The 17,194-nt window shown below is 40.3% G+C and carries 20 protein-coding genes and 2 pseudogenes; 17 read left to right on the top strand and 5 right to left on the bottom strand.

Features of this window, described 5'->3' with window-relative positions:
- Positions 1 to 99 precede the first annotated feature (99 nt).
- Together C2M25_RS17200 and C2M25_RS17195 are read right to left on the bottom strand one after the other, a co-directional pair.
- Positions 100 to 1,398 carry a PAS domain-containing methyl-accepting chemotaxis protein gene (locus C2M25_RS17200; RefSeq protein WP_105173680.1) on the bottom strand — a complete coding sequence of 433 codons (1,299 nt, stop codon included), beginning with the start codon at positions 1,396 to 1,398 and terminating at the stop codon, positions 100 to 102.
- Between the two features lie 462 nt (positions 1,399 to 1,860).
- Positions 1,861 to 2,412, bottom strand: coding sequence for a cytochrome b (locus tag C2M25_RS17195; RefSeq protein ID WP_063704263.1), 552 nt, complete (start codon positions 2,410 to 2,412; stop codon positions 1,861 to 1,863).
- Positions 2,413 to 2,879: 467 nt separating this feature from the next.
- Between C2M25_RS17195 and C2M25_RS17190 the strand changes: the two genes are divergently transcribed.
- From C2M25_RS17190 to C2M25_RS17170, 6 genes and pseudogenes are all read left to right on the top strand, one after another.
- On the top strand, positions 2,880 to 3,092 hold the full coding sequence (locus C2M25_RS17190) for a DUF2061 domain-containing protein (protein WP_063704260.1): 213 nt from the start codon (positions 2,880 to 2,882) through the stop codon (positions 3,090 to 3,092).
- A 313-nt stretch (positions 3,093 to 3,405) separates the two neighbouring features.
- Positions 3,406 to 3,618 carry a cold-shock protein gene (locus C2M25_RS17185; protein WP_063704258.1) on the top strand — a complete coding sequence of 71 codons (213 nt, stop codon included), beginning with the start codon at positions 3,406 to 3,408 and terminating at the stop codon, positions 3,616 to 3,618.
- Positions 3,619 to 3,769: 151 nt separating this feature from the next.
- A complete protein-coding gene (locus C2M25_RS21865) occupies positions 3,770 to 3,913 on the top strand; it encodes a hypothetical protein (protein ID WP_199775189.1) in 144 nt (47 codons plus the stop codon).
- Positions 3,914 to 3,915: 2 nt separating this feature from the next.
- A complete protein-coding gene (locus tag C2M25_RS17180) occupies positions 3,916 to 4,125 on the top strand; it encodes a hypothetical protein (protein WP_105181679.1) in 210 nt (69 codons plus the stop codon).
- Positions 4,126 to 4,514: 389 nt separating this feature from the next.
- A complete protein-coding gene (locus C2M25_RS17175) occupies positions 4,515 to 5,558 on the top strand; it encodes a flavin reductase family protein (protein WP_105181678.1) in 1,044 nt (347 codons plus the stop codon).
- Positions 5,555 to 6,615, top strand: a pseudogene (locus C2M25_RS17170) (fatty acid desaturase family protein). The gene C2M25_RS17175 and the pseudogene C2M25_RS17170 overlap by 4 nt, the downstream one beginning before the upstream one ends.
- A 44-nt stretch (positions 6,616 to 6,659) precedes the next feature.
- Here C2M25_RS17170 and C2M25_RS17165 read toward each other — a convergent pair.
- Positions 6,660 to 7,112, bottom strand: a complete 453-nt coding sequence (locus C2M25_RS17165) for a Replicative DNA helicase (RefSeq protein ID WP_105173683.1) — start codon at positions 7,110 to 7,112, stop codon at positions 6,660 to 6,662.
- Positions 7,113 to 7,133: 21 nt separating this feature from the next.
- Positions 7,134 to 7,490, bottom strand: a complete 357-nt coding sequence (locus tag C2M25_RS17160) for a winged helix-turn-helix transcriptional regulator (RefSeq protein WP_054553546.1) — start codon at positions 7,488 to 7,490, stop codon at positions 7,134 to 7,136.
- A 127-nt stretch (positions 7,491 to 7,617) separates the two neighbouring features.
- Here C2M25_RS17160 and C2M25_RS17155 point away from each other — a divergent pair, with 127 nt between their 5' ends.
- The 6 genes and pseudogenes from C2M25_RS17155 to C2M25_RS17130 all read left to right on the top strand — a co-directional run bounded on the left by C2M25_RS17155 (position 7,618) and on the right by C2M25_RS17130 (position 12,372).
- Entirely contained in the window at positions 7,618 to 8,199 is a 582-nt protein-coding gene (locus C2M25_RS17155; protein ID WP_105181677.1) for an NAD(P)H-dependent oxidoreductase, read from the top strand.
- A gap of 9 nt (positions 8,200 to 8,208) precedes the next feature.
- Complete coding sequence (locus C2M25_RS17150; RefSeq protein WP_105181676.1) at positions 8,209 to 8,757, top strand: redoxin domain-containing protein; 549 nt, start codon at positions 8,209 to 8,211, stop codon at positions 8,755 to 8,757.
- Between the two features lie 9 nt (positions 8,758 to 8,766).
- A complete protein-coding gene (locus C2M25_RS17145) occupies positions 8,767 to 9,132 on the top strand; it encodes a hypothetical protein (RefSeq protein WP_234003601.1) in 366 nt (121 codons plus the stop codon).
- Positions 9,133 to 9,144: 12 nt separating this feature from the next.
- Entirely contained in the window at positions 9,145 to 10,347 is a 1,203-nt protein-coding gene (locus C2M25_RS17140; RefSeq protein ID WP_105181675.1) for a low temperature requirement protein A, read from the top strand.
- A gap of 270 nt (positions 10,348 to 10,617) precedes the next feature.
- A pseudogene (gene dkgB / locus C2M25_RS22060) lies at positions 10,618 to 11,427 on the top strand (2,5-didehydrogluconate reductase DkgB); the annotation flags it as partial.
- A 51-nt stretch (positions 11,428 to 11,478) separates the two neighbouring features.
- Complete coding sequence (locus C2M25_RS17130; protein WP_105181919.1) at positions 11,479 to 12,372, top strand: alcohol dehydrogenase catalytic domain-containing protein; 894 nt, start codon at positions 11,479 to 11,481, stop codon at positions 12,370 to 12,372.
- Positions 12,373 to 12,410: 38 nt separating this feature from the next.
- Here the strand turns inward: C2M25_RS17130 and C2M25_RS17125 are convergent, their stop codons facing one another.
- Entirely contained in the window at positions 12,411 to 13,265 is an 855-nt protein-coding gene (locus tag C2M25_RS17125; RefSeq protein ID WP_105181674.1) for a DUF417 family protein, read from the bottom strand.
- A gap of 264 nt (positions 13,266 to 13,529) precedes the next feature.
- On the opposite strand from C2M25_RS17125, the gene C2M25_RS17120 reads away from it, so the two are divergent.
- The 5 genes from C2M25_RS17120 (at position 13,530) to C2M25_RS17100 (ending at position 17,193) form a co-directional block, all read left to right on the top strand.
- Positions 13,530 to 14,360, top strand: coding sequence for an AraC family transcriptional regulator (locus tag C2M25_RS17120; protein ID WP_105181673.1), 831 nt, complete (start codon positions 13,530 to 13,532; stop codon positions 14,358 to 14,360).
- Between the two features lie 26 nt (positions 14,361 to 14,386).
- On the top strand, positions 14,387 to 14,989 hold the full coding sequence (locus C2M25_RS17115; protein WP_105181672.1) for a LysE family translocator: 603 nt from the start codon (positions 14,387 to 14,389) through the stop codon (positions 14,987 to 14,989).
- Between the two features lie 62 nt (positions 14,990 to 15,051).
- The gene (locus C2M25_RS17110) at positions 15,052 to 15,759 is read left to right on the top strand and encodes a helix-turn-helix domain-containing protein (protein ID WP_063530088.1); all 708 of its coding nucleotides are present in this window, start codon (positions 15,052 to 15,054) and stop codon (positions 15,757 to 15,759) included.
- A 98-nt stretch (positions 15,760 to 15,857) separates the two neighbouring features.
- On the top strand, positions 15,858 to 16,778 hold the full coding sequence (locus C2M25_RS17105; protein ID WP_105181671.1) for a DMT family transporter: 921 nt from the start codon (positions 15,858 to 15,860) through the stop codon (positions 16,776 to 16,778).
- A 1-nt stretch (position 16,779) separates the two neighbouring features.
- Positions 16,780 to 17,193 carry an Rrf2 family transcriptional regulator gene (locus tag C2M25_RS17100; RefSeq protein ID WP_063704231.1) on the top strand — a complete coding sequence of 138 codons (414 nt, stop codon included), beginning with the start codon at positions 16,780 to 16,782 and terminating at the stop codon, positions 17,191 to 17,193.
- Position 17,194 lies beyond the last annotated feature (1 nt).

The following is a 17,194-nucleotide window of genomic DNA, read 5'->3' as shown; positions in this document are numbered from 1 at the left end:
TCCAGACAGTGAATTGATATTTTAAAATACTCGCTAGTTTTGACCTAACTTCAAATAAAAAGAAGTAGCACGCTACTTCCCTAATTCGATAACCCTTTACTAAAGATTCGTTTTAAATTGACTGACGGCCTCAACCACTTCTTTAGCACCTTTTTGAATATCATCGATTACACTCCCTGCGCTATTAGATAACTCTAATGCATCTTTTGCTTCTACTAGGCTAGATTCAATTTGAGTTACAGCATCTTGTGTAAGTACTTTATTTTCAGTCACGACACCTATTATCTGCTCAGTAGCGGCACTCGTTCTTGATGCAAGCTGCCTTACTTCATCAGCTACAACAGAGAACCCGCGTCCTTGTTCTCCTGCTCTTGCTGCTTCTATTGCAGCATTGAGAGCAAGTAGATTAGTTTGGTCTGCAATACCTTTAATACTATCGACCAAGTCAGCTACTTTAGCTGACTGTACATCTAATTTATTGATACCTTCACTGGCTGTTTCGAGTTTCTTAGACAGGGCGTTCATCGTTGATATTGTTTGCTTTACAACTTCTAATCCGCTTTCTGCATCGGCGTCTGTTTGCTTTGAAATATCGTAAGCAATCTCTGCAGTCTGTGAGATTGCTTGCTCTCTTCTCATTTGCTCTGTAATGACAGTAGCGAACTTAGCAACTTTATATAAAACACCATTGTCGTCATGAATTGGGTTATATGAGGCTTCAAGCCATACCTCATTCCCGTGGCTATCAATCCTTTTAAAACGGTCTGAAATAAAGCGCCCTTGCTTCAGCTCAGACCAAAACTGCTGGTAAGAACTCGATTCAACTTCATGTGAGTCACAAAACATACTGTGGTGCTTTCCTAAAATTTGATTTTGAGAGTACCCCATGGCTTTCAAAAAGTTATCGTTAGCATTGAGTATTATTCCATCCAGACTAAATTCAATCACAGCAGAAGAGCGACTGAGAGCAGTAAGCATATCTTCTTTCTCTCTTGATTGAGATATAGTTCTTGTCAGTTCAGCTGAGTACACGGCAAGTTCGCCATTTATTGGTTGTAAAATGCTTCTAAGCCACAGTTCACGACCTGTATTAGTTTGTAATTGTAAGGCACCGTGCCAATGGTTTAACTTATTTATTGCCGAGAGTAATTTTTGTGTGTGGGGTTTATTAATTGATTTTTTTAGGAGCAAATCATTTAGGTTTTTACCAACTAGATCATTCGCTTGAAGGTCTAGCGCTGCTGCAAATCGCTCATTTACTTCAATGATGGTGCTATTTTTATTCAGCAAAAAATACAACATCTCTTCTTTGAGCTCATGCTTTATATTTTCGTATTCAGCAGCCTGCTCTTTTAAATAAATATTTTCGGATAACAGTTTGCGATTAGTAAACCACATTAGAAATATTCCTTTGAATTATGAACTCAAGATTTGAGAGGTTCTTATCATCATACAAATATAATTAGTTATTAATAGTACATTAAGATGAATGGGTACAAAGAGAAGTTAGAAACCATGTAAGTTAACTCTAAGCTCCAAACGTAGTTTTAAACAATACTTTCACACCAAGATCGTTCCGTTACTTATTGCACTAACGTGGTTTGCTCACGCGTTGATACTCTCTGATGAACTTATATTTGGATGTACTCATGCGTTTCCAAGTTAGTGTTTGACCTAACACTAACTTGGCTTACGTGATGGTAACAAATGGTAAGTAACACGATAAGTTTCATTGCTGTGTTACGAAATACTTAAAGTGAAAATTGAGAAAGAAATGAGTAGCCTCGTTGCGTCATGAGCAAGCCCTGATAAATCCTAGTATGGGATTTCAAGGCTTATTTAAGATGACCTAACTAAACTTTACTTTTTTAAAGGCAACATACGTTTTAAGGTATTATCAGCCAAAATGTAATGATGGAATAATGCAGCTGCGGCATGCAAGCCTATTAAGTAATAACCTACTTCACCCACAGTCTCGTGTATTTCTTTGATAGTTTTAGCAAGATCTTTATTTTCACTTGCTAGAGGAGGTAGCTCTAAGCCAAAAAATGGCACTGGTTTACCAGCCATACTCAATATCAGCCAACCTGCTATTGGCATTGCAATCATGAAGACATAGAGCGCTAGGTGCACTAGTTTGGCCAATGTATTTTGCCACATTGCAGGCTCAGGTTTTATTGCAGGCGTTGAGCCTGCCAGCACACGCACCACTAACCTGATACCTACTAGAGCTAAAACAGATAAACCCAACATAAAATGCCACATTTTAAAAGCGTCGCGGGTTTCAGTGCCTTTATCAAATAACTCGCGTAATTCAATACTGCCAAACACTGTCACGATTAAAATAAACATAAGCCAGTGCAATACAATCGAGAACGAACTGTAATGAGTCGTTGTATTTTTAATCTTCATAATGCCCCTTTCGTAAAACACGTTCAGATAACTGCTAAATTTATGGATAACAGATAGTTAGAATTAACCTATCTTGTGATCGTTCTTGTTGTAATGATCTAAGACAAAGAACAGTTATCTATAAAGGATAAATTACTTGTTCATGGGGTTACTGTATTAATTTAAACTTAAAATAAACTTAAGTTATTTGATTAAATAAGCTTTCTACTCCTTAATTGCCCTAAAGCCTCGCCATGCATTATCGATGGCAATACGCAGTTTATTGCCCCAACTGAAATGCATATTTACGAAACTCTCACCATCTACTTCTATTTGAGTTCGTAGACTTTGAAATAAAACTTTCTGAACATTACCGTGAGAATAACAATCCACTTTTCCGATTACTACAATCTTTTTATTCCATTTTAAAGATGGGTGACAATGAGCAATACTAAACGCATCAAATTATGAGAGTTAGGGTATTCAAAATGATTAAGACAGTTACTTTTGCAATGATGCACTTCGCAATCGCTTTCACAGTAACCTACTTTTTAACAGGTAGTTTTTTAATTGGTGGCTTAGTCGCTATTGTTGAGCCAGCTGTGAACACTGTTGCGTTTTACTTCCACGAAAAAGTATGGCGTAGTCTAGAGGGTAAGGATAGCTTAAAACAAAACCCAGATGGAATAATGTTTGCCTAACGACTAACAAAAGATAAACCTAGCATTCAACGAGTTGCGTACTTATTCATTGGAATTCATAGCTATGGTTGTAAAACAACCTTATTCACTGTTTTCATTAAAAAAATAAAAAATAAAATATATTCATATCTATTATTAAAATATAGTGTATAGTTTCTGCAGCTCAAATAGCGAGCTATTAATGAAAATATTTAGTACAAGTTCATCTCAGTTTCTTTTCGAATCTATTCGTCATATATGCCCTGCGACTCTTTTTCCTTCATTTCCGATTTAGTAGCTAGAAATTAAAATTTATAAATATATCGAGGTATATATGTCTAACAAGACAACTGGTTCAGTAAAGTTCTTTAACGAAACTAAAGGCTTTGGCTTTATCTCTCCAGACAATGGCAGTCAAGATGTCTTTGTTCATTTCAAGTCAATTGAAGTTGATGGGTTCAAAACTTTGCGCGAAGGCCAAAAAGTAGCTTTCAATATAGAGAAAGGGACTAAAGGTCCACAAGCAAACAACGTCACACTAGGCTAAGCAGCAACTAAAGAGGTATAACTAAAATGTACCTCTTTTTTAATCACGACTATTCATTTAGTTTCTTTTCTTAATTGACAAAATCCAAAATCTCTATTTTAAATCAATAGTTACTTAAGATAGCAAAAACACGAAGAGTACCGGGAGTATAATGAAAAAGAAAATAAAAAAACCCAAACGCGTTGGTGACATTATCAACCATGATGGCATTAAGTATAAAGACATTCACTCTGTTAGGCGAAAAATTGAAGGCATCCTAATTGAACGTGAACGTTTAAAATTACTGGAATTATAAAAATGAAAAAATCAAGAAAACCACAGAAAAGTACAAAAAAAATAAAAAAAAGTAATTTCGAAGAAAAACTAGAACAACTTGTCAACGAATATCGAAAAGAAAAAGAGTATTTAGATAATTTAGTAGAAGGCAGCATTGAGTTTAATCAGCAAAAGATAAAGTGCGACTCTCTATACGCAAAAGCAGAGAGATTTATTAATAAACAAAGTTAATCCCTATAGTTAGTACAACCTCCTACCAAAATTAAAACCCTATTAAATCAACAACAATTTAAAATATTCATAAAGTTCATTAATGCATCAAAAAAAATATGGCTCTGTTATTGAAGCCATCCCCCCTATTCAATCAATTTCAACAAACAAACTCTGTGTAGTATTTAGAGATAGAAGCAACCTAAAACGCGTTAATTTCAAAAACTCATTAGAAAAACACTCATAGGCTTACCTATACTGAGTTCTGTCTAGGCTAAGTTTAGTTAGTCAAACACTAGATGATGGCCACCTTTCATTAGAGCTAATACTCAAATTAGGCTTGCAATTATCAGCTTTCAGCTTACACTTGTGCGCAAAGTGAGCGTACACTTGTAAGCTAAAGGCGAAAAATGAGAGCGTTATTAAATTCATTATCAAAACATTTATTGCATCATCAGTCATGGGTAGGATACTGGGAGCCGGTGGTTCAGTGCTTTAAACCAGGTTGGCGCGAAGGCTATTTTCGTGCACAAGTAAAACATGTACAGTTGTTTGCTGAACAATGCGTTGAGTTGATTATTGAGCCAGAAAAATCATGGCCAGTTCATCAAGCAGGCCAGCACATTGCGTTAACAATCCAAACAAATGGACGATTGCTTACGCGCGTGTTTACCATCGCAAGCGAACCACTATTGGCAAGGCAGCAGCGACAAATTCGTTTATTGATCCGCAGCCAAGAGTTCGGCGCATTTACATCAAAGCTAATAAATTTGAGGCCAGGGCAATGGCTTAATATTTCTGAGCCTAAAGGCCAGTTTGTTATACCAAATACCGCGCGCTCTTTAATCATGCTTGCCGGTGGCTCAGGCATTACGCCATTTATAGCCATGCTTAAATCTTTACCTGCAGATAGCAAACACACTATAACCCTGCTTTACTATGCAAAGCCGAACAGCCACTGGCTTAAAGATGAGCTTGAGCAACTAAAGCAATCACTGAGCAATTTTGATTATCACTTACTTGAGCGCAACAAAGATGGCGATGCGACGACATGGCTGACAACAAATGCGCATAAACACTGGTTAGTGTGCGGCCCAGCTGCTTTGTATAAGCAAGCAGCCGCTTTAGCTAAGCAATTAGATACGCCTATCGACAGTGAGCATTTCAGTGCAGTCCCTGCTGTTTTAGCAACCTCTGATAAGCACGAATTAACACTCACTCATCAGGGCAAAACATTCACTATTGATAACCAACAAACCTTACTGACCCACTTACAAGCGAATAAGCAACCTGTAACAGTTGGCTGTGGTATGGGAATTTGCCATCAATGCCAATGCGTTAAAAAGCAAGGCATCGTACGTGATATTCGCACCGGTGAGCTCTCTGATAGCTCAGAGCAGTTAATTCAACTTTGTATATCGCAACCAGTCAGTGACGTGGAGTTATCATCATGAAGACAACAAAAACAGTCAATTTTGAAAAATTAGCAGCTCAACTCGATAGCGTTAAAGCAGATGTAAAATCAAAACTCGGTGAGCAAGACGCGAAATACATTCGCCGCGTTATTGTTTGCCAGCGAGTGTTTGAATGGAGTGGCGAATTCTATTAATGCTAGGCTTTATTCAGCCTGTTTTATGGCTCGTGGGTGTGCTTAGTTTAGCCACAGCAAAAATCCTCGATAACATGGAAATTGGCCACAATGTGATGCATGGCCAATACGACTGGATGAATGATAAATACATAAATTCAAAGTCTTACGAGTGGGATATAGCGTGCGATGGGGCTAGTTGGAACCGCGTTCACAACTACGAGCACCATACCTATACCAATATTATTGGTAAAGATCGCGACTTCGGTTATGGATTACTGCGCTTATCGAATGACTTTCGTTGGCGAGTAAAAAACCTATGGCAATTTGTCACTTACCTATTACTCAGTGTGCTGTTCCAATGGGGTGTGTCGTACCATGAAATGGCAGCCGAGCGAGTATTTTTTGGCAAGAAAAAAGATGACCGCGATTACAAAGTACCGCACAGCGAACTGAAAAAGCGCTTTTTTAGTAAAGGAGCACGCCAGTTAGTGAAAGACTACCTGCTCTTTCCACTCCTTGCTGGGCCTCTATTTTTGTGGGTTTTGGCGGGCAACCTAGCGGCTAATTTATTACGTAACCTGTGGACCTCAACCATTATCTTTTGCGGGCATTTTACCGGTGAAGTTGAAACATTTAACCAGCAAGACTGCGAAAATGAATCACAAGGCCAGTGGTATTACCGCCAAGCGTTGGGGTCATCAAATATCAAAGGGGGTAACCTGTTTCATGTAATGACTGGGCACTTGAGCTATCAAATAGAGCATCACTTATTCCCAGATTTACCCGCAAAACGTTACCGCGAAATTGCCCCTAAGGTGCAAGCTATCTTTAGAGAGCACGGTATTCACTACAATACCGGCGGCTTCTTTCGCCAGTACTTTTCTGTAGTAAAACGAATTGTACGCTACTCTTTTCCGTAAATAATACACGCCAGTGCATAGCGCTGGCTTTTTTATTAATAATTTTATGGCAAGGAATTAGCTTCGAGAATCAGTTCGTTAATTTCTAACTGTAATTCATCATCTGCAGCTTGTTCCGCGAAAGTTAAAGCCGTATTGGCAAAGTTTAGCGCTTGGGCCTTATTAGCTTTCTCTAGGTAGTTCTCTGCAATCGCAAAATTAATCGACGCTAAATAATCCTCTAGTTCGAGTAACATTGCTAGCTTTAGCGCTTTGAAATAATAGCTAAGTGCAACTTCTGGCTTTTGATGGGTAAAGTCAGCGAGCGCTTCCCATTGAAACGGATGATCAAGCGGTGTGCCTGCAAACTTGTCGCAGATGTCTTTTATTTTATTGTACGCCGCCCACTCTTGTTGTTTATTTGGAGCATTAACAATATCAAGCGCAAGTTGATGAATCGCCTCATAATGAGGTGGCTTTTTAATTGATTCAACCTCTCCAAATTGTGCCTTATGCATTCCCTGCCCTTTCTAAGCTAATTAAATTTCATTCGATTCAGACCAAACCCGTAACTCATCGAGAATATGCAGTGCTGAGCGGCCAAAGTCAGTAAGCTCATAGGTCACCGCTATCGGGCGGGTGCTAATAACATGACGGGTGATCATCGCTCTACTTTCAAGCTCTTTTAGACGTTGGTCGATCATCTTTTTGCTTGCACCACCCAGCATACGCGTTAAATCATTAAAACGCACAGGGCCATCTTTTAAATGATAGATAATAGATCCCGTCCATTTACCGCCAATCAAACGCATGCCTTTTTCAATTGCACACGGCTCCATGCAAGCATTTAAAACTTTTTTTCTACCCTTACTATCTGTTTCTACTGAACTTTCCAAAACATCCTCGCATTTTTCAGACTAGTTACAAAAAGGTGACTGGTTGATTAAATAATCTAGGTTACTATTATATACCACACAATGTATTTTGAACACGATAAAGTAATTAGCAAACGGATACTCAACTATGAAAAACGTATTAATTCTTAACGCACATCACTATTACCCTTTTTCTGAAGGTAAGTTAAATGCTGCTTTAATCGAAAAAGCCGACGCTTTTTTTCAAGCAAAAGGCTATCAAACTCGTGTGGTTAATACACAAGACGAATTTGATGTAGAAACTGAACTTGAGAACCATCAATGGGCAGATATCGTCTTTTTGCAATCACCTATTAACTGGATGGGCATGACTTGGTCATTCAAAAAATACATGGATGAAGTGTACACCGCGGGCATGGGTGGAGCGCTTTGCCATGGTGATGGTCGCCATCAAGACAATCCAAAAGCCAATTACGGTAAAGGCGGCACCTTAAATAACACTCAATATATGATGTCGCTGACTTTAAATGCACCTGCAGAATCATTTGCAGATGCCACTGACTTTTTTGAAGGTAAAAGTGTTGATGACCTTGTTTTCCCAATGCATATGAACTTTAAGTTTTTCGGTATGCAAGGGTTACCTACTTTCGCCTGTTATGACGTGATGAAAAATGCAGACATCGACAGCGACTTTGCGCGCTTTGAAAAACACTTAAACGAAAATTTTTAAGGAACACTCATGAGTAACGAATCTGTTTATAGCAATAAACTCCATCCGGGCAGTGCATTTCCTAGTATTAGTGCTGCACTTTTGAATGGTGAAGAGGCTGTTCTTGGTCAACCTCAACACGGTGCAAGCTGGCAGCTTGTGGTTGTTTATCGTGGTAAGCATTGCCCTTTATGTACTCGCTATGTAAACAGCCTCGAGCAGTACAAAGCTGCGCTATTAGAGACGGGTGTTGATGTAATTGCTGTTTCAGGCGATAGCAAAGAGCAGTTAGAAGCGCATTTAGAGCAGTTATCTGTGTCATTTCCACTTGCTTACGGTTTGACTACAGAGCAAATGCAAGCATTAGGTACTTACATATCTGATCCCCGTTCACCGCAAGAAACAGATCACCCTTTCGCAGAGCCTGCTCTGTTTGTGGTTAACGAGCAAGGTAATGTACATGTGGTTGATTATTCTAATAACCCATTTGTAAGACCTGATTTAGCAACCTTGGTAAGTGGGCTTAGCTGGATACGCGACCCAAAAAATAACTATCCAATTCGCGGTATGCATAAGTAGAGAGTAGCCATGAGCAAATTTACAACTTTGCTGATTGGCTTGGTGAGCATAATGATGTGCTCACCACATGCTTTTTCAGCACAGCTTCCCCATGCACATATTGCTTCACCTAATCACTATGAAGTATTGCTAGATAACAGTGAAGTACTTGTTTTGCGTATGACTTTAGCACCAGGTGAGCAAGATAATTGGCACACGCATAATGCCGAAACTGTCTATTTTGAGACGGGTGGTAAGGCAACCATCAGTACAAAAGAGTCACAAACAACACTTGAGATCCCCAATGGCTATGTGATGTGGCATGACGCATGGACTCATCAAGTCAAAAATGAGGGTGAAACCACCATCACTGCAATTATTGTCGAAAGGAAATAGGTAGGATCAAGTATGGCATTAGAAAACCACCCAATGTGGCGCTTACCTAAGCATCACCTAGATTTAAAAAGTTCACATGACCATGTTCATTGGGTTGAATTATTTTATGACCTTATCCATGTGGTAATCATTTTTTTGCTAGGTAATTTTTTAAGCGACCACTTACATTTAAGTGGTTTTCTTACTTTTGCAGGTTTATTCATCACCGTATGGTTCGCGTGGGCTGACTCCAGCGTTTTTAACTCACTCTATGTCAGTACCGATGTAAAACATCGGCTGATCATGGCCTGCCAAATTGTCACCGCCATGGTTATGGCAGCCTCGATCCCTCATGTACTTGATAAAGGCTGGACATATTTTGCATTAGCCTATGCCGCAAACCGCCTTATCACGGCTTATTTATTTCATCGCACCAATCAATTGGGGGTCGAATCAACAAAGTTAGCACGCAGTGTGAGCCGTAATTACTTTGCTCTTGCTATCATCTTTGCTATCACAGCCTTTATGCCTGCACCCTATCGTTATTGGGTGTTTGGCACTGCGATTGCCGCTATCCAGGTTTTATATATGGCTCCAAAAATTGGTGTACTTGAAAATAAACGCTTTTTACCACGCCTTGGGCATATGTCTGAACGCTTTGCCCTATTACTGCTCATCGTCGTAGGCGAAGGTTTCTTTAAATTGGTGATTACTTTATCAGAAAAAGGAATTTATAAAGTCGACCCCTCTGTACTAGTAAACTTTATGTTTGGTGGTATTGCAGTATTTGTGCAATGCTGGATTTACTTTGACTTTGTTGGCAATGGTAAGCCCAAAAATCAGCACAAATGGACACTCGTAAGTTGGTGGTTAGCTCACCTGTTTTTAATGTTATGTGCCATTATGGTTGGCGTTGCACTCGCCGGCGAAGTGAAAGCCGGGTTTTGGCAGCCGTACCCCCTAAAATATGGTGTCATTGGTTGTGTAGGGTTAGCAGGCTACTTATTGAGTTTATTGTGGATCCAGCTAATGATCGAACACCGTGTGGCCCATCGTTTTGCAACAGCTAAAGTAAGAATGTTTGGCGTTATACTCGCTTTAGTTACCATTCCCATTTTACCCCATGTACCTTCGCTCATTGGCAACTTACTTTGGGGCACAGCACTGATTTCACAAATTGCCTACCCAGTCACTCGCGCATACTTTACCCTTTCAAAAGAAGAAGCTAATTCATAACAATTAAAACACCTTTGCAAAAACGACAAAGGTGTTTTGTTATCCCTGCTGTTTTTCGCAAAAACTTTCCTCGCCATAATACCGTTATTCAATCATCCCTTTTCAGGGGTTGAAACAAGCGTTAACGGACTCATGTCTGTACTAAAGGCAATGAGAAATGCCGGTGTGAATCACATTGGCCTGCACTTTAGACGTAACAAATTCCCCATCGAATGGGCATTAAAGCACATCGGCGAACATGTTTTGCCCAAGTTCCATAATTAAGGAGTTATGATGTCACAATCAATTATGCCAAAACTGGGTTTTGGTACATTTAGATTACAAGACGAAGTTGCATATCAAAGTGTCCTAACAGCTATTGAAGAGGGCTTTAGACACATCGACACCGCGCAAATATACGGTAACGAAGAAGCTGTTGGCCGAGCGATTAAAGACAGTGGTATTGCACGTGGTGAGTTATTTATCACCACCAAAGTATGGAATGATAAGTTAAATAAAACGGACTTTATTAACAGCGTCAAAGAAAGCCTGACTAAACTCCAACTAGATTACATCGACTTATTACTTATTCATTGGCCAAGCCCTGCCAATGGCGAAAGCATGCATGAGTATTTAACCGAGTTACAATCAGCAAAAGAGCTTGGTTTAACGAAAGAAATAGGTGTTTCAAACTTTACCATTGCGCAAATGGAAGAAACCTTGCGTATTTTGCCAAAAGGCGCGTTATTTACCAATCAAGTTGAAGTTCATCCATACCTAACCAATCAAAAGGTACGTGATTTTTGTGCGCAAAACGACATTCTCGTTACTGGCTATATGCCATTTGCGGTAGGTAAAGTACTTAACGATCCAACCATCAAAGCGATTGCAGACAAACACCAAGTGAGCTCCGCTGAAGTGGTCATTGCTTGGGAATTAGCGCATGACATGGTGACGATACCGTCATCGACCAAACGCGAAAATATGGCTACCAACTTAAAAGCCCTTTCGCTTAGCTTAAGCCAAGACGAGATTGATCAAATTGATGCCCTTAGCTGCGGCGACAGGCAAGCAAACCCGGATTTTGCTCCTGACTGGGATCATGATGAAGTAAAAACAACTCATGCTTGGCAATTTCAAGGGGCTGATAAAGTGCTCGCTTTGGGATTAAAAGCTGTACCAGCACTTAAAGCAGGACAAATTTTAGTTCGTAACCTTGCGATTGGTATCAATCCAGTTGATTGGAAGTTTATTCAAGCTGATCCTATTAATTGGCCAGATACACACACACCTGGCGTAGACGGTGCTGGGGTTGTTGAGCAGGTAGGCGATGGCGTAGATACCAAACTAATTGGTAAAACAGTCGCTTATCATCATAGCTTAAGTGAAAACGGCAGCTTTGCTAAGCACTCGGTTCTTTATGCTGAACGTGTTATGCAGTTACCAAAAGAGTTAGCTGCTAATGTTGCTGCTGCATTGCCTTGCCCACTGCTTACTGCGTGGCAAGCCTTTAGCAAAATACCATTACGCAAAGACGAAAAAGTATTAGTTACCGGCATGGGAGCAGTTAATAAACTACTGACGCAAATGCTGAACCACAGTGACTTTGAAGTTCATGCATTATCAAAAAGCTTAACGGCAGAGCAAGCAGAAAAGCTTGGCGTTAAGTTAGTATTACGCGACGCACCATCTGAAGGTGGCTACTTTGCACTCTTTGATGCTAATGGCCCTGAAGAAGCTAAAAAGTTAGTGCCACTCCTACAAGCAAATGGTCATGTGATCAGTATTTTAGGGCGTATTGAAACCCCAGTCGATGAGCCATTCACACGCACTATTTCTTATCATGAAATTGCCCTTGGCGCATTACACGATTATGGTGATACACAGCAATGGCAACGTCTTGTAAGTGATGGCGAAAAGCTCCTTAATGACATTGCGTCGGGTACTTTAAATGTTGAAGAACCTACAGACTTTGAATTTAACAATCTCAACGATGCGCTTGAGTTTTCTAAAGTTCAAAAGCAAAAAGCCGTTGTAGTTGTTTAGTTATCATTTAAAAGGCCTCTTCTGAGGCCTTTTTTATTTTATGCGACTGTTTCGTTGGCTGTTTTATTGATTACAGCTAGGTGATAAATAATCACTAAGTTTGCAATAAACCACAGATCTTTAATCACAAATTGACCAAGTCCTGCTAAAACCGTCGAACTGCTAAGCGCATTCGGTGCGGTAATTAAAAATGTTTGCGTCATGATAAAAACAGCGCAACAGGCAAGCCCTGCCAATACTATTAACTTATTGTTTTTAATCAACAAGCCAACACAAAGCAACAGCACACTGACAATATCAAATACACCAATTACATTCGATGCACCCTGCACACTAAAAACCTGATATAACCACGACATAAACGGCGATGTTTCGACAAGTGTTACAATCCCCTTCGCTTCAAAAGCAAAAAACTTCATGGCGCCAATCCAAACCAGCACTAATGCCACCGATGCATAATTTAAAGCAATATGCGCTTTATCACTCAGAGCATCTTTGTAAAACACAAATAAAAACAGCGGAATAACAGCAAAATACTTAATGATCCCCTGCCCCGACCCAATTACAGGAAAGCCCCCTTCACTTGCAAGCCAACGATTAGCGCCAAACAATGTAAGTAAGCAGACAAGTGCAATGACAAGAGCTGTCACGGTAGGAAGCGCCCTATTTATAAACCCTAAATGTGAATGAAGGCTGGTAATGCCAACAAAGCAAAATGCAAAGCCTGCGATCATACTCATGATGTGAGCTGGCACCTGAGCGTCTAATTTATAAAATGAAAAGATACTGCCAATGGCATTGGGGTTTGCTCCCAAGATAAAAGACAAACCCAATAACGAAAAACTGATGGTGATAAGTGCAATCACTAAATTATTTGATGTACGTAAATTCATTTAAACCCCTCTCTACTGCTTGTTTAAAAGACCTCAGTTAGGGATAAAAACATTCACACTGAATTAAAATATAAGAAAATTCTGATAGTCATTTTTTATAAACCATTGAAAAATTATGAAAAGAATCGACACTGCTTGATTTTATTTAGGCAAAAAATAAACCTCTTTTTTCAATATCAGCAATTTTGTTCAAGTTTTTAGGTTGCTTGCTTCGCTATATTGGCGTAGGAATAATAACGAAGCGCACAACCTTTAGGAGCATCTGTGAGCAAAGACAATCACTTTAAGTACATCAACAACGAACAGCATCAGAGCATCTCGATGTTGACAGCGACTATGAGTGATTTTATCTATGCAAAGCATGCTCACGAAGAGTATTCAATTGGCATTACTCTACAGGGGCGGCAAGATTTCTTTTGTCGTAATGCGTTTTATAAAAGCGTACCTGGCAATGTTATTTTGTTTAACCCTGAAGATATTCACGATGGTCACTCTGGCACTGAGCAAAACCTAGAGTATCTAATGCTGTATATTCATCCCGATGAATTTCAGCCTTTGTTCAAAGCGCTAGGATATCAGCAAGATTGTACATTACGTATGGCAAACACCTTGTATGCTGATCCATTACTGCGTAATCAAGTGATTCACTTATCAAGGCTGTTACAAACCAATAGCACCAGCAAAATAGAGCGAGAAGCTGCAGTATTGCAAATGGCGCAATCTTTAGTAAGGCTAAACGGTAGCCTTGATTTACCGGCTTTAAGCACCCGAGTTGATAGCTTACTTCTGCGCGCAAAAGACTACATTTTGGCAAATATCGACAATGACATTGCTATTGATGACATTGCCCATGCTGCCACTATGTCGAAGTATCATTTTATCCGCCGCTTTCGCGAGCATTTCGGTATTACTCCACATCAATATGTTTTGAACTGTCGTATTAATTATGCCCGTAGAGCGTTACAAGTTGGCCGCGATGCCACCAGCGTAGCGGTTGAATCTGGCTTTGCAGATGCCAGTCACCTCAATCGTAACTTCAAACGAGTATTCGGTATGACACCAAAACAATTTCAACTGCAATGGGCTCGTAGATAGAGCTAAATGACTGATTTGGAGCAGTTATGGCAGATATTTTTGCATATGCTATTGGCATTATGTACACCCCTGGGCCAATCAATTTACTCGGCTTAAGTAGTGGCTTAAATAAACAAACTCGTTCACACCTTGGATTTTTTATTGGCGTGGGTAGCGCGATGTTTATCTTATTTGTTCTGCTTGGCTACCTTGGCTTACAAGTGATCAATCCGCAGTTTTTGCCTTATGTGAGCTTAATTGGTTGCGGCTATATTTTGTATATTGCTTGGAAGGTCGCAAAAGCAAAAGTACAGGTGAGTGATACCTCAGCGGATGCCTCACTTAGCTTTTTCGATGGCCTGTTTATGCAGCTATTAAATCCAAAAGCCTTAGTGGCCACTTTGCCAATTGCTACGATCCAGTTCCCAAGTGCAGATATTACCGGCGCTGCAATCGTATTTTGGTCTCTTATTTTAGCCATTCTTGCCTTTGGTGCGCCTACAAGTTACTCGTTAGCGGGTTTAATGCTTGGCAAGCAAGCATCACGGCCGGGTGTTTTTAACATGTTTAATAAATTAATGGCTGTTTTGTTGGTTTATGTCGCGCTAATGATTGCCTACGAGCATGTGCTAACCCCGTTAATGGCCTAAAATTGATCATCCCTCGCAAACAGGCATAATAGCGTTATTCAGCAAACGGTTATCACAAAACAATGCAAGGCAATCTATCTATTCGCTCTTACAGTACTAAGCCTGTTAGTCATAGCCATGACTATCATCAACTTGTACTGCCCTTAAAAGGTGTGATTGCTATTAGTGTGGGTGATTTTCAAGGTAAAGTCGCCCCCGGTGAATGCGTGGTTGTCAAAGCCTCGCAAACACACCTGTTTACCGCAATGCCAGAAGCCCGATTTGTGGTGGCCGATATGCCCAAGCTACCAGATAACCTGGCCACTGCTGAGCGCTGCGTGTTTGCTATTAATCAATCACTTTGGGCATTTTTGCAGTTTGTGGCAAAGCAACTTGAGCAAGCGGTTAATCGTGAATTAGAACTTGCCATGTTTAACACCTTCAATTTGCTGTTAGCTGAGCAAATTATGCAGCCTAAGGTCGACAGCCGAATTAGCGAGGCACTGCTTTATATCGACAGTCACTTAGGTACTCCTCTTCAAATCAAACACCTTGCCAGCATTGCCTGTTTAAGCCCAACGCAATTTAAGCTGCTGTTTAAGCAACAAACAGGATTGACTGTTATGAACTATGTAACCAAACAGCGAATGGAAAAAGCCCAAGCCTTACTCAGCCATACCGACTACCCGTTGCAGCGCATTAGTGAGTTAGTTGGTTACAATGAGCTTTCATCTTTTAGCCGCAGTTTTTCAAAGTACTTTGGCTTATCACCGAGTAAATTCAAAAAGTAACTTTAGTTTTTAACGCCAACAAAACCGTCCTTTTTGTCAAAAACTGCACATCAATTTTGATTATGCTTTTGATATCTTAAATTTACAGCGAATCATCAATGAACCATACCATCGCGACCATTGCCGTTTTAGTTGCCAGTGTATTTTGGGGCACAACAGGCACAGCCGCAAGCTTTGCACCAGACATTAGCCCTTTTGCAATAGGTGCGTTTGCGATGGGATTTGGCGGCGTATTACTTTGCCTAACCTCAATAAAACAGCTAATAAACAATGCTAGTACACTGCGAAAGCACTACCCCCTAACCCTACTAGGTTCAGCTTGTGTTGCTATTTATCCGCTGGCATTTTATACCTCTATGAATAGCGCAGGTGTGGCAATTGGTACCGTTATTTCGATTGCCAGCGCCCCATTATTTACCGTCTTATTAGAATACTTAATTGAAAAAAAGCCCATTGCAACTCGCTGGCTAGTCAGCTTTTGCTTTGGTGCTATTGGCATTGGCTTAATTGCGTTAGGTAAAGAACATAACCTTGCTGCTAAGGGGCTGTTTAGCCAAAACATCGGCATTTTACTTGGCTTAATTGCAGGGCTTACCTATGCGGGTTACTCATGGGTTGCCAAACGTTTAATTAGCAACGGCGTTCATTCAAGAGCGACCATGGCAAGCCTATTTGGCGGCGCAGCATGTATACTCTTGCCTTCGTTATTAATTACTGGAGATGCGCTTTTTGCCACAGCTACCAATACCAGCGTGGCGCTTTACATGGCCATAGTACCGATGTTTTTCGGTTATTGGCTATTTAGTATTGGTTTAAAAACCATAGCGGCTAGCCAAGCTGTGCTCATTACGTTACTTGAGCCTATCATCGCCACCATACTGGCTATTGTGATTTTAAATGAGCAATTTCAGCGAATTGGCTGGCTTGGCATTGGCTTAGTGAGCATTAGCTTGGTAATTCAAACGGTCAATATTAAGCAGTTCGTGATACACTGCAAAAAACGCATATTGACGATTTAAGATGAGAAAAGACAGCCGACTATCACGGGTTTTACATGTGCTGATCCATTTAGACAGCTACAACCACCCTGTTACATCAGAGACATTAGCAAACATGTTAATGACCAACCCAGTGGTCGTGCGCCGTACTATGGCGTTACTGCGTCAAGCAGGTTATGTATCGGCAATCAAAGGTCACAATGGCGGCTGGCTACTGGCCACTCCCTTAACAGACATCACCTTATTTGATATTCACCAAGCGCTTGGCGAAAAGAACCTGTTTGTCATTGGTCTAACCGATGAGCACAGCAACTGCCCTATCGAACATGCAGTGAACAGCGCCCTGCAAAATGCGATGGATGACGCAGAAGCCCTGTTATTAAAACGTTTTGCTGAAGTGTCGCTTGCAGAGCTTGCCAGTCAATTTAAAAAGTAGA

The organism is Pseudoalteromonas sp. T1lg21 (assembly GCF_002964625.1).
Classification (GTDB): Bacteria; Pseudomonadota; Gammaproteobacteria; order Enterobacterales; family Alteromonadaceae; genus Pseudoalteromonas; species Pseudoalteromonas gelatinilytica.
The sequence above is the reverse complement of the archived record's forward strand: the minus strand, read 5'-3'. Positions and strand labels throughout refer to the sequence as shown.

What these genes read in the sequence shown, in the direction of transcription:
- C2M25_RS17155 (WP_105181677.1), top strand. Translation starts at nt 7,618, where the DNA reads ATGAAAAACGTATTAATTCTTAACGCACATCACTATTACCCTTTTTCT.
- C2M25_RS17150 (WP_105181676.1), top strand. Translation starts at nt 8,209, where the DNA reads ATGAGTAACGAATCTGTTTATAGCAATAAACTCCATCCGGGCAGTGCA.
- C2M25_RS17165 (WP_105173683.1), bottom strand. Translation starts at nt 7,112, where the DNA reads ATGCATAAGGCACAATTTGGAGAGGTTGAATCAATTAAAAAGCCACCT.
- C2M25_RS21865 (WP_199775189.1), top strand. Translation starts at nt 3,770, where the DNA reads ATGAAAAAGAAAATAAAAAAACCCAAACGCGTTGGTGACATTATCAAC.
- C2M25_RS17185 (WP_063704258.1), top strand. Translation starts at nt 3,406, where the DNA reads ATGTCTAACAAGACAACTGGTTCAGTAAAGTTCTTTAACGAAACTAAA.
- C2M25_RS17115 (WP_105181672.1), top strand. Translation starts at nt 14,387, where the DNA reads ATGGCAGATATTTTTGCATATGCTATTGGCATTATGTACACCCCTGGG.
- C2M25_RS17140 (WP_105181675.1), top strand. Translation starts at nt 9,145, where the DNA reads ATGGCATTAGAAAACCACCCAATGTGGCGCTTACCTAAGCATCACCTA.
- C2M25_RS17175 (WP_105181678.1), top strand. Translation starts at nt 4,515, where the DNA reads ATGAGAGCGTTATTAAATTCATTATCAAAACATTTATTGCATCATCAG.
- C2M25_RS17125 (WP_105181674.1), bottom strand. Translation starts at nt 13,265, where the DNA reads ATGAATTTACGTACATCAAATAATTTAGTGATTGCACTTATCACCATC.
- C2M25_RS17145 (WP_234003601.1), top strand. Translation starts at nt 8,767, where the DNA reads ATGAGCAAATTTACAACTTTGCTGATTGGCTTGGTGAGCATAATGATG.
- C2M25_RS17180 (WP_105181679.1), top strand. Translation starts at nt 3,916, where the DNA reads ATGAAAAAATCAAGAAAACCACAGAAAAGTACAAAAAAAATAAAAAAA.
- C2M25_RS17105 (WP_105181671.1), top strand. Translation starts at nt 15,858, where the DNA reads ATGAACCATACCATCGCGACCATTGCCGTTTTAGTTGCCAGTGTATTT.
- C2M25_RS17200 (WP_105173680.1), bottom strand. Translation starts at nt 1,398, where the DNA reads ATGTGGTTTACTAATCGCAAACTGTTATCCGAAAATATTTATTTAAAA.
- C2M25_RS17190 (WP_063704260.1), top strand. Translation starts at nt 2,880, where the DNA reads ATGATTAAGACAGTTACTTTTGCAATGATGCACTTCGCAATCGCTTTC.
- C2M25_RS17100 (WP_063704231.1), top strand. Translation starts at nt 16,780, where the DNA reads ATGAGAAAAGACAGCCGACTATCACGGGTTTTACATGTGCTGATCCAT.
- C2M25_RS17110 (WP_063530088.1), top strand. Translation starts at nt 15,052, where the DNA reads ATGCAAGGCAATCTATCTATTCGCTCTTACAGTACTAAGCCTGTTAGT.
- C2M25_RS17195 (WP_063704263.1), bottom strand. Translation starts at nt 2,412, where the DNA reads ATGAAGATTAAAAATACAACGACTCATTACAGTTCGTTCTCGATTGTA.